This window comes from Streptomyces sp. NPDC002754, from assembly GCF_053592315.1.
On the sequence record NZ_JBSFVM010000004.1, the window covers coordinates 282,048 to 293,741 of the forward strand.

General features: G+C 69.2%; 7 protein-coding genes. 4 read left to right on the forward strand and 3 right to left on the reverse strand.

What is annotated here, in order from left to right; genetic code table 11:
- Positions 1 to 105: 105 nt before the first annotated feature.
- The 3 genes from ACWD2L_RS13415 to ACWD2L_RS13425 form a co-directional block, all read right to left on the reverse strand.
- Complete coding sequence (locus tag ACWD2L_RS13415; RefSeq protein ID WP_351335135.1) at positions 106 to 1,569, reverse strand: glutamate synthase subunit beta; 1,464 nt, start codon at positions 1,567 to 1,569, stop codon at positions 106 to 108.
- Entirely contained in the window at positions 1,562 to 6,169 is a 4,608-nt protein-coding gene (gltB, locus tag ACWD2L_RS13420) for a glutamate synthase large subunit (protein WP_351335138.1), read from the reverse strand. Before gltB ends, ACWD2L_RS13415 begins: the two co-directional genes overlap by 8 nt.
- Positions 6,170 to 6,528: 359 nt before the next feature.
- Complete coding sequence (locus ACWD2L_RS13425) at positions 6,529 to 7,260, reverse strand: VIT1/CCC1 transporter family protein (RefSeq protein WP_351335140.1); 732 nt, start codon at positions 7,258 to 7,260, stop codon at positions 6,529 to 6,531.
- Between the two features lie 256 nt (positions 7,261 to 7,516).
- On the opposite strand from ACWD2L_RS13425, the gene ACWD2L_RS13430 reads away from it, so the two are divergent.
- The 4 genes from ACWD2L_RS13430 to ACWD2L_RS13445 are packed head-to-tail and all read left to right on the forward strand — an operon-like array spanning position 7,517 to position 11,685.
- Positions 7,517 to 8,536: a LacI family DNA-binding transcriptional regulator gene (locus tag ACWD2L_RS13430; protein WP_351335143.1), complete on the forward strand. Its 1,020-nt coding sequence runs from the start codon at positions 7,517 to 7,519 to the stop codon at positions 8,534 to 8,536.
- 16 nt (positions 8,537 to 8,552) lie between these two features.
- Positions 8,553 to 9,524 (forward strand): carbohydrate ABC transporter permease, encoded by a 972-nt coding sequence (locus tag ACWD2L_RS13435; protein ID WP_351335145.1) that lies wholly within the window; start codon positions 8,553 to 8,555, stop codon positions 9,522 to 9,524.
- A complete protein-coding gene (locus tag ACWD2L_RS13440; protein ID WP_351335148.1) occupies positions 9,521 to 10,369 on the forward strand; it encodes a carbohydrate ABC transporter permease in 849 nt (282 codons plus the stop codon). Before ACWD2L_RS13435 ends, ACWD2L_RS13440 begins: the two co-directional genes overlap by 4 nt.
- Positions 10,369 to 11,685 carry an ABC transporter substrate-binding protein gene (locus ACWD2L_RS13445; RefSeq protein WP_351335150.1) on the forward strand — a complete coding sequence of 439 codons (1,317 nt, stop codon included), beginning with the start codon at positions 10,369 to 10,371 and terminating at the stop codon, positions 11,683 to 11,685. The genes ACWD2L_RS13440 and ACWD2L_RS13445 overlap by 1 nt, the downstream gene beginning before the upstream one ends.
- Positions 11,686 to 11,694 lie beyond the last annotated feature (9 nt).

The window sequence follows — 11,694 nt, forward strand, 5'->3', positions numbered from 1 at the left end:
GACGCCCGCCCAGCGTCCGGTCGGGGACTTTAGGGCGAGCGTCGCGCTCAGTTCCGTACGCCGTTGTACGGGACGTTCATTGACGGGCCGTCAGGCCCGCACGGATCACACGGTCAGCGAGCGGTCCGTCGGCCGGATCGGAGCGTGCAGCTCCGACACCCCCGTCAGGAAGCGGTCCACGCCGCGGGCGGCCGAGCGGCCCTCCGCGATGGCCCACACGATGAGGGACTGGCCGCGGCCCGCGTCACCGGCGACGAAGACGCCGGGGACGTTGGTCTGGAACTCGTCGTCGCGGGCGACGTTGCCACGCGCGTCGAGGTCGAGGCCGAACTGCGAGACCAGACCGTTCTCCTGGTCCGTGCCCGTGAAGCCCATCGCGAGGGTGACCAGCTGCGCCGGGATCTTGCGCTCGCTGCCGGGCTTCGGCGTGAGCTTGCCGTCGATGAACTCGACCTCGTTGAGGTGCAGCCACTGGACGTTGCCGTCCTCGTCGCCCTCGAAGTGGGTGGTGCCCGCCGAGTAAATGCGCTCGCCGCCCTCCTCGTGGGCCGAGGTGACCTTGTAGAGCATCGGGAACGTCGGCCACGGCTGCGTGGTCGTGTTCCGGTCCTCGCTCGGGCGCGGCATGATCTCCAGCTGCGTCACCGAGGCGGCGCCCTGACGGTGGGCGGTGCCCACGCAGTCGGCGCCGGTGTCGCCGCCGCCGATCACGACGACGTGCTTGCCCTCGGCGGTGATGGGCGGCTGGACGAAGTCGCCCTCCTGCACCTTGTTGGAGAGCGGCAGGTACTCCATCGCGTAGTGGATGCCGTTCAACTCACGGCCGGGGACCGGGAGATCACGCGACACGGTCGCACCCGCGGCGACGACGACGGCGTCGTAGCGCTTGCGCAGCTTCGCCGCGTCGATGTCCTGGCCGATCTCCACACCCGTACGGAACTTGGTGCCCTCCGCGCGCATCTGCTCGATGCGGCGGTTGATGTGGCGCTTCTCCATCTTGAACTCGGGGATGCCGTAGCGGAGCAGGCCGCCGATGCGGTCGGCGCGCTCGTAGACGGCGACCGTGTGTCCGGCCCGCGTCAGCTGCTGGGCGGCGGCCAGACCGGCCGGGCCCGAGCCGATGACGGCGACGGTCTTGCCCGACAGGCGCTCCGGGATCTGCGGGGCGACATCGCCCCGGTCCCACGCCTGGTCGATGATCGAGACCTCGACGTTCTTGATGGTGACGGCCGGCTGGTTGATGCCGAGCACGCACGCCGACTCACAGGGGGCCGGGCAGAGCCGGCCGGTGAACTCCGGGAAGTTGTTGGTCGCGTGCAGGCGCTCCTGCGCGGCCGACCAGTCCTCACGGTACGCGTAGTCGTTCCACTCGGGGATCAGGTTCCCCAGCGGGCAGCCGTTGTGACAGAACGGGATGCCGCAGTCCATGCAGCGGGACGCCTGCTTGCTGATGATGGGCAGCAGGGAACCGGGAACGTAGACCTCGTTCCAGTCCTTGACGCGCTCGTCGACCGGGCGGGTCTCGGCGACCTCGCGGCCATGGTTGAGAAAGCCCTTGGGATCAGCCATTGGTCGCCGCCTCCATCATCTTCTCGGTGGTCTCGGTCTCGGAGAGACCGGCTCGCTCGGCGGCGTCCTTGGCGGCGAGCACTGCCTGGTACGTGCTGGGGATGATCTTGCCGAACCGGGCCACCGAGGCATCCCAGTCGGCGAGGAGCTTCTCGGCCACCGTCGAGCCGGTCTCCTCGGCGTGCCGGCGCACGACGTCGTGCAGCCACTGCTTGTCGGTGTCGTCGAGGACGCCGACCGCCGGCTGGAGCGCGGCGTTCACGTTGTCGACGTCGAGGTCGATGACGTACGCGATGCCGCCCGACATGCCGGCCGCGAAGTTGCGGCCCGTCTCGCCGAGGATCACCGCGTGGCCGCCGGTCATGTACTCGCAGCCGTGGTCGCCCACGCCCTCCGAGACGACCGTGGCACCGGAGTTGCGGACGCAGAAGCGCTCGCCGGTGCGGCCGCGCAGGAACAGCTCGCCGCCCGTCGCGCCGTACGCGATGGTGTTGCCGGCGATCGTCGAGTACTCGGCGAGGTGGTCGGCGCCGCGGTCCGGGCGGACGATGATGCGGCCGCCGGAGAGGCCCTTGCCGACGTAGTCGTTGGCGTCGCCCTCCAGGCGCAGCGTCACGCCGCGCGGCACGAAGGCGCCGAAGGACTGGCCCGCGGAGCCCGTGAAGGTGATGTCGATGGTGTCGTCGGGCAGGCCCGCGCCACCGAACTTCTTCGTCACCTCGTGGCCGAGCATGGTGCCGACCGTGCGGTTGATGTTGCGGATGGCGACCTGGGCGCGCACCGGCTGGGCGTCCGTCTGGCCGTTCGTGACGAGGGCGTCGGCGGAGAGCTTGATCAGCTCGTTGTCGAGCGCCTTCTCCAGGCCGTGGTCCTGCTCGATGATCCGGTGCCGGACGGCGCCCGCGGGCAGGTCCGGCACGTGGAACAGCGGCTCCAGGTCGAGGCCCTGCGCCTTCCAGTGGTTCACGGCCCGCTCGGTGTCGAGGAGTTCGGCGTGGCCGACGGCCTCCTCGATGGAGCGGAAGCCCATCTCGGCGAGCAGCTCGCGGACCTCTTCGGCGATGAACCGGAAGAAGTTGACGATGTACTCGGCCTTGCCGGAGAACCGCTCGCGCAGCGTCGGGTTCTGCGTGGCGATGCCGACCGGGCAGGTGTCCAGGTGGCAGACGCGCATCATGACGCAGCCGGAGACGACGAGCGGCGCGGTCGCGAAACCGAACTCCTCGGCGCCGAGCAGCGCGGCGATGAGCACGTCGCGGCCGGTCTTGAGCTGTCCGTCGGTCTGCACGACGATGCGGTCGCGCAGGCCGTTGAGCAGCAGCGTCTGCTGGGTCTCGGCGAGGCCGAGCTCCCAGGGACCACCCGCGTGCTTGAGCGAGGTGAGCGGTGAGGCACCCGTGCCGCCGTCGTGACCCGAGATCAGGACGACGTCCGCGTGCGCCTTGGACACACCGGCCGCGACCGTACCCACGCCGACCTCGGAGACCAGCTTCACGTGGATGCGGGCCTGCGGGTTGGCGTTCTTGAGGTCGTGGATCAGCTGAGCCAGGTCCTCGATGGAGTAGATGTCGTGGTGCGGCGGCGGGGAGATCAGGCCCACGCCCGGCGTCGAGTGACGCGTCTTGGCGACCCACGGGTACACCTTGTGGCCTGGCAGCTGGCCGCCCTCGCCGGGCTTGGCGCCCTGGGCCATCTTGATCTGGATGTCGTCGGAGTTGACGAGGTATTCACTCGTCACGCCGAAGCGGCCGGACGCGACCTGCTTGATGCTGGACCGGCGCGCCGGGTCGTACAGGCGCTCCGGGTCCTCGCCGCCCTCACCGGTGTTGGACTTGCCGCCCAACTGGTTCATGGCGATGGCCATCGTCTCGTGCGCCTCTTGGGAGATCGAGCCGTACGACATGGCGCCGGTCGAGAACCGCTTGACGATCTCGGAGGCGGGCTCGACCTCGTCGATGGAGATCGGCTCGCGGCCCTCGGCCTTGAAGTTGAACAGGCCGCGCAGCGTCATGAGCCGCTCGGACTGCTCGTTCACGCGGTCCGTGTACTTCTTGAAGATGTCGTAGCTGCCCGAGCGCGTGGCGTGCTGGAGGCGGAAGACGGTCTCCGGGTCGAACAGGTGCGGCTCGCCCTCGCGGCGCCACTGGTACTCGCCGCCGATGTCGAGCGCGCGGTGCGCGGGCGCGATGCCGGAGGCGGGGTACGCCTTGGCGTGCCGGGCGGCGACCTCCTCGGCGATGACGCGCAGGTCGGCGCCGCCGATCTTGGTGGTGGTGCCGTTGAAGTACTTCTCGACGAAGGCCTCGTCGAGGCCGACGGCCTCGAAGACCTGGGCGCCGCGGTAGGAGGCGACGGTCGAGATGCCCATCTTGGACATGACCTTGAGGACGCCCTTGCCGAGCGCGTAGATCAGGTTCCGGATCGCGTCCTCGGCCGATCCCACCTCGTCGGCCTTGAGGAAGGTACCGGCGCGGACCAGGTCCTCGACGGACTCCATGGCGAGGTACGGGTTGACGGCCGCGGCACCGAAACCGATGAGCAGCGCGACGTGGTGGACCTCGCGCACGTCACCGGCCTCGACGAGGAGGCCCACCTGGGTGCGCTTCTTCGTACGGATGAGGTGGTGGTGTACGGCCGCGGTGAGCAGCAGCGAGGGGATCGGCGCGTGCTCGGCGTCCGAGTGCCGGTCGGAGAGCACGATGAGGCGGGCGCCGGCCTCGAGGGCGGCGTCGGCCTCTGCGCAGATCTCGTCGATCCGGGCGGCGAGCGAGTCGCCCGCGCCGTGCACCCGGTACAGGCCGGACAGGGTCACGGCCTTCATGCCGGGCATGTCGCCGTCGGCGTTGATGTGGATGAGCTTGGCGAGCTCGTCGTTGTCGATCACCGGGAAGGGCAACGTGACCGCGCGGCACGTGGCGGCCGTGGGCTCCAGGAGATTGTTGCCGGGGCCCAGCGGGGAGCGCAGCGAGGTGACGAGCTCCTCGCGGATGGCGTCCAGCGGCGGGTTGGTGACCTGCGCGAACAGCTGCGTGAAGTAGTCGAAGAGCAGCCGCGGGCGGGCGGAGAGCGCCGCGATCGGGGTGTCCGTGCCCATCGAGCCGATCGGCTCGGCGCCGGCCTTGGCCATCGGCGCGACGAGGATGCGGAGCTCTTCCTCGGTGTAGCCGAAGGTCTGCTGGCGGCGCGTGACGGAGGCGTGCGTGTGCACGATGTGCTCGCGCTCGGGGAGGTCGGAGAGCTCGATCTCGCCGGCCTCGAGCCACTCCTCGTAGGGGTGCTCGGAGGCGAGAGCGTTCTTGATCTCGTCGTCCTCGATGATGCGGTGCTCGGCGGTGTCCACGAGGAACATCCGGCCGGGCTGCAGGCGGCCCTTCTTGACGACCTTGGCCGGGTCGATGTCGAGGACGCCGACCTCGGAGCCGAGGACGACGAGGCCCTCGTCGGTCACCCAGTAGCGGCCGGGGCGCAGACCGTTGCGGTCGAGAACGGCGCCGACCTGGGTGCCGTCGGTGAAGGTGACACAGGCCGGGCCGTCCCAGGGCTCCATCAGGTTGGAGTGGTACTGGTAGAAGGCGCGCCGGGCCGGGTCCATGGAGGCGTGGTTCTCCCAGGCCTCCGGGATCATCATCAGGACGCTGTGCGGAAGCGAACGGCCACCGAGGTGCAGCAGCTCCAGGACCTCGTCGAAGGAGGCGGAGTCGGAGGCGTCCGGCGTACAGACCGGGAAGGTCCGCTCCAGATTGTCCGAACCGCCGAAGAGCTCGGAGCCGAGCTGCGACTCACGGGCGCGCATCCAGTTGCGGTTGCCCTTGACGGTGTTGATCTCACCGTTGTGCGCGACGAAGCGGTACGGGTGCGCGAGCGGCCACGACGGGAACGTGTTCGTGGAGAACCGGGAGTGCACGAGCGCGATCGCGGATGCGAAGCGGCGGTCGGACAGGTCCGGGAAGAAGGGCTCCAGCTGGCCGGTGGTCAGCATGCCCTTGTATACGATCGTGCGCGCGGACAGCGACGGGAAGTACACGTCGACCTCGCGCTCGGCGCGCTTGCGCAGCACGAAGGCCTTGCGGTCGAGCGCGATGTCCTTCGAGGAACCGTCCGCGACGAAGATCTGGCGGAACGCCGGCATCGTCGAGCGGGCGGTGGCGCCGAGGAGCTGCGGGGCGACCGGGACCTCGCGCCAGCCGAGGACGTTCAGGCCCTCTTCGGACGCGATTGTCTCGATCTTCGAGACGAAGTCCTCCGTGCCCTCCTCGGGCAGGAAGGCGATACCGACGGCATACGCACCGGCCTCGGGGAGGTCGAAGTCGACCACCTCGCGCAGGAAGGCGTCCGGAACCTGGGACAGGATGCCCGCACCGTCGCCCGAGTCGGGCTCGGAGCCGGTGGCACCGCGGTGTTCCAGATTTCGCAGAACGGTCAGGGCCTGCTCGACCAGCGTGTGGCTCGCCTCGCCGGTGAGGGTGGCCACGAACCCGACGCCGCAGGCGTCGTGCTCGTTACGCGGGTCGTACATGCCCTGGGCAGCAGGGCGAGCATCCATGTGCGACCAGGTCTGGCCGCTGTTGGAATGCTGGGACGGCTGGCGCGAGGTACGCATCGGCTCTCCCGTCGTCGTCGTGGCAAGGAACGTGCCGAGGGACGACGTTGGCCCTCTGCTGAGAAGTGCAGCTCACTGCTGAGAAGTGCAGCTCAAAAAATTTCGTGCAGATTACATGATGGGTCGGTTCTCGGGAACCGGATACTGCGTTCCAACATGCGGACACCGCGGGTGGCGGCGGAAGAGGCCTCACCGGGCAGATCGATGACCGGAGGCCGGGTGGTGCCGGCGTGCGCCGCGGGCCTCATTGCCCCCAGCGCTTACGGCTCATGCCCCGTGGTCAAGTAATCGAAACCGCGCGGTAACGACTACTTATGCAAGACGCTGTATAGGCATCTTCAGGCCACGGCCGCGACCCGTCAACCAGCAAAAGTGCCGAAGACGCTCCCCAGGAGATACGTCACACCCGCCGCGGCGCCACCGAGGGCCAGCTGCCGCAGCCCGCTGAACCACCAGGATCGCGCCGTCACCTTGGCCACGACCGCCCCGCACGCGAAGAGTCCGACGAGCGCGAGGATCACAGCGGGCCACAGCGCGCTCGCCCCGAGCAGATACGGCAGCAGCGGGATCAGGGCGCCGAGCGCGAACGATCCGAAGGACGAGACGGCGGCGACCATCGGCGAGGGAAGCTCGCCGGGGTCGATGCCCAACTCCTCGCGTGCGTGTATCTCCAGGGCCTGCTCGGGGTCCCGCGACAGCTGCCTGGCCACCTCGTGCGCGAGCTCCGGCTCGACGCCGCGGGAGACGTACAGCTCGGCGAGCTCCTTCTCCTCGTCGGCCGGATGCTTCCTCAACTCGCGGCGCTCGACGTCGAGTTCGGCCTCGACCAGCTCACGCTGGGAGGCGACGGAGGTGTACTCGCCCGCGGCCATGGAGAAGGCTCCGGCAGCGAGGCCCGACAGGCCGGTGATGACGATCGTCTGGTGCGAGGCGGCGCCGCCCGCGACGCCGGTCATGAGCGCGAAGTTGGAGACGAGCCCGTCCATCGCGCCGAAGACCGCGGGGCGCAGCCAGCCACCGTTGACATCACGGTGCGTGTGGTTGTCCCGGTGGGCGTCGTGCAGTGCTGCCCCGGTCTCGATGATGGTCATGCTCGTGAACTCCGCTCCCCTGTGACTGCTGTTTCTACGAGTCCGAAAGTACGCGCGAAAAATCGGCCCTGCCAGCAAGGAAGGCCGTACTTACCTGCGGTTTTGCACCCTGCGCAACACGCTGACCTCCACCTTCCCGAACCGGCCGGTGACCTGGATCACAGGAAATGCGCGTTGACGGGCGGGAAACGAGGGAGCAACATCCGTAAACGTTTCCAGTAGCGGAAAACGTTTACAGAAGTGGAGGGGGAACGCGGTGTCGAAGCCGACGATCATCTCCATCGCCGAGCGCGCCGGGGTCTCCATCGCGTCCGTCTCCCGCGTGCTCAACGGGATCGGGGCCCGCCCCGCGACCGTCGAGAAGGTCGAGCGCGCCGCCGCCGAACTCGGCTATGTGCCCAACGCGGTGGCCCGCTCCCTCAAGGACGGCCGCACCCGCCAGCTCACCTTCGCGATGCCCGACATCGGCAACCCCGTGTACGTGGCGATGGTCCGCGCCATCCAGTCCGTCGCGAAGGCCGCCGGGTACCGCCTCCTCCTGCACTCCACGGACGCCGTCGCCGAGGACGAACTGGCCGTGCTCCACAGCCTCGGCGACCGCACCAGCGACGGCCTCATCCTGTGCCCCATCCGCATCACGGACGCCCATGTGGCCGCGCTGCGCTCGGCCTCGGGGCCGGTCGTCGTCATCGGTTCGCTGCCCGGCGGCGTCCCGGTCGACAGCGTGCGCGCCGACTCCGTCGAGGGCGTCGCGCTCGCCGTGCGCCATCTGTACGAGACGGGCCGGCGCCGCATCGCCTTCGTCAACGGCCCCGCGGACACGGTTCCCGGGCGCAAGCGCGGCGAGGGCTTCCGCAAGGCCCTCGCGGACTGCGGCCTCGCCTACGAACCGGAGCTCATCGTGCACACGGACTTCGGCATCGAGTCCGGGGCCGCGGCCACCGAGGCGCTCCTGGACCTGAGGCCCGACGCGGTCTTCGGCGCCAACGACCAGCTGGCGCTCGGCGCGGCCCGCGCCCTGCACGCCCGCGGGCTGCGGATCCCCGAGGACGTCGCCGTCGCGGGGATGGACGACAGCGAGCTCGCGCAGGCCGGCTGGCCCCCGCTGACCAGCGTCGACCTCGGCTCCACCGAGCGCGGACGGCGCGCCGCCGAACTTCTGCTGCACCGCCTCACCAGTGCCGAAAGCCCCGAGAACCCCGCCCCCCACAGCACCACCGCCCGTCCCCGCCTCGTCGTCCGCGCCTCCACGGGCCGGGCGGCGTCCGACAGTTGAGACACCGAGGATTCCCATGAGTCTCACCGCGCCCCGGGACAGTGCCGTCCCTGGCGGCAGCCGCGGCACACCGCCACCCCGTACGCCGGGTCAGCGCAAGCGAGCGCTGGGTCTGGACCGGGGCGCGTGGTTCCTGCTGATGCCCGCGCTGATCCCGATTCTGATACTCAGCGTGGGCCCGCTCCTGTACGGCCTGTCGTTGGCGTTCACCGACTCGCAGGCGGGGCGGACCTCCCCGACGCAGTTCATCGGCCTGGACAACTTCCTCGACCTGCGCCACGACTCGCTGTTCTGGGAGTCGTTCCGGATCGGCCTGGTCTGGGCGGTATCCGTGACGGCCCTGCAGTTCGTGCTCGCGCTCGGCCTCGCGCTGCTGCTCAACCAGAATCTGCGGTTCCGCTGGCTGGCCCGCACCCTGGCGCTCGTCCCGTGGGCGATGCCCGAGGTCGTCGTCGGCATCATGTGGCGGCTCGTCTACCACTCGGACGCGGGCGTCCTGAACAAGACGCTGACCCAGCTCGGCCTCATCCACGAGAACGTCGACTGGCTCGCCGACCTGTCGTACGCGCTGCCCGCCGTGATCGTGGTGGGCGTGTGGGCGGGCATGCCGCAGACGACGGTGGTGCTCCTCGCCGGGCTGCAGAACGTGCCGGTGGAGCTGCGGGAGGCCGCGCAGCTGGACGGCGCGGGCCTGTGGCGCCGCTTCTCGGCCGTGACCTGGCCGGCCCTGAAGCCGGTGGTCATCGCCATCACGGCGCTCAACTTCATCTGGAACTTCAACTCCTTCGGCCTGGTCTACGTGCTGACGCAGGGCGGGCCCGGCGGCCAGACCCGGCTCCCGATGCTGTTCGCGTACGAAGAGGCCTTCAAGTACGGGCAGTTCGGATACGCCGCGGCGATGGGCCTGGCGATGGTCGCGGTGATCGCGGTGCTGCTGACGCTGTTCCTCCGTAAGAAGCTCAAGGAAGATGTGGAGGCAGCGGCATGAGCACGAGTACGACACTCCCCCGGGTCGCGGGCCGAGCAGGCCAGTACGTGGCCCTGCTCTGCTACATGGTCTTCCTCGCCTTCCCGTTCCTGTGGCTGATCTCGACGTCGTTCAAGTCCCCGCAGGAGCTGGGATCGATCGACCCGAGCTGGATTCCGAAGCATCCGAGCCTGGACAACTACCGCGCCGCGTTCGACGCGCAGCCACTGCTCCGCTCCGCGCTCAACAGTTTGGTCGTCGCGGTCAGCGCCTCCGTGATCTCGGTGGCGATCGCGGTCCCGGCCTCGTACGTCATGGTCCGGTACAAGACCCGCGTCAGCCAGGCGGGCACGGGCTGGATCCTGGTCAGCCAGATGTTCCCGTTCGTGCTGATCATCATCCCGCTGTTCCTGGTCCTGAAGAACCTGCAGATGATCGACAGCCTCTTCGGCCTGATCATCGTCTACGTCGTCTGGAACCTGCCCTTCTCGCTCTGGATGCTCCAGGGCTACGTGAAGTCGGTGCCGCGCTCCCTGGAGGAGGCCGCGGCGGTGGACGGCGCGGGCCGCCTGCGCACCCTCACGAGCGTGGTGCTCCCGCTGCTCACTCCCGGCCTGGTGGCGACGCTGATGTTCAGCTTCGTGACCGCCTGGAACGAGTTCTTCTTCGCCCTCGTCCTCCTCAAGTCTCCGGAGAACCAGACGATGTCGGTCATCCTCACCCGCTTCCTCGGCGCCGAGGGCGTCGCCGACCTCGGGCCGCTCGCCGCGGCCTCGGTCCTCGCCACGATCCCCAGCCTCGTGTTCTTCGCGCTGCTCCAGCGGCGGCTCGTGGGCGGCATGCTCAGCGGGGCGGTGAAGGGCTGATGCGCGTACGGAAGTTCACCGCGGCGGCCGCGGCCGCGCTCTCGCTCGCCCTGGTCGCCGGCTGCTCCGGGTCCTCGGACTCCGAGTCGGCGAACGGCACGGTCACCCTCGATTTCCTCAGCCTCGCCTGGCAGAAGGAGTCGATCGAGGCCAACAAGGCGCTGGTCGAGCAGTGGAACGACACCCACGACAAGGTCAAGGTCAAGTACGTCCAGGGCGTCTGGGACAGCATCCACGACCAGATGCTGACCTCCTTCGAGGGCGGCAAGGCGCCGGACATCTTCCACGACGACGCCTCCGACCTCACCGACTTCGGACACGGCGGCTACCTCGCCGACCTGAGCCCCTATCTGCCGAAGTCGCTGCGCGCCGACATCCCGAAGGCGTCCTGGGCCACGACGACGTACGGGAAGAAGATCTACGGCATCCCGTTCCTCCAGGAGCCGCGCGTACTCGTCGTGAACAAGAAGCTCCTGAAGCGTTCGGGGGTGCGTGTGCCGACAGCGCAACACCCTTGGTCCTGGGCCGAGTTCGAGCAGGCGAGCAAGAAGCTCACGCGCGACAGGAACGGCGACGGCAAGCCCGAACAGTACGGCGTCGCCTGGTCGATGAAGGAGCCCGTCACCCAGTCCGTGAACCTCGCGCAGTCCACCGGCGGCAAGATCTTCTACAAGGACGCGGAGGGCAAGAACGAGATCCGCTACGGCGCCGCCGACTCGGCCGTCGCCCGGCTGATCGACCGGCAGGTCAACAAGGCGCAGACCGCACCCAAATCCGCGCTCGGCATGGCCGGCTCGGACACGCTGCCCGGCTTCTTCGCGGGCAAGTACGCGATGCTGCCGCTGAACTTCTCGTTCCGGCAGCAGGTCCAGCAGCAGGCGCCCAAGGGCTTCGACTGGACCGTCCTGCCGATGCCCGCGGGCTCGGACGGCCTGGCCCAGGGCGTCGCCCCGCAGACCCTGTCCGTCTCCGAGGACAGCAAGCACAAGGAGGCGGCGGCCCGGTTCATCGCCTACCTCACCGAGGCCGACCACCAGGTCCAACTGGCGCGCGGCGACTGGCTGTTGCCCACCAGCCGGGCCGCTCTCAAGGACCCGTCCCTGACCACCGAGAAGTACGGCTGGAGGACCGGCTCGGAGCTGGCCGCCTCGCTGCGCCCGTCCCCGGTGCTCGGGGTGCGGGGCTACGCCGAATGGAAGGACAAGATCGCCACGCCGGCCTTCCAGGAGTACTACAACGGCGCGTTCGGCGTAACAGAGCTGCGCAAGCGCCTGGCAGACGACGGCAATCTGATTCTGAACCGCTACCAACGCTGAGCCGCCCCA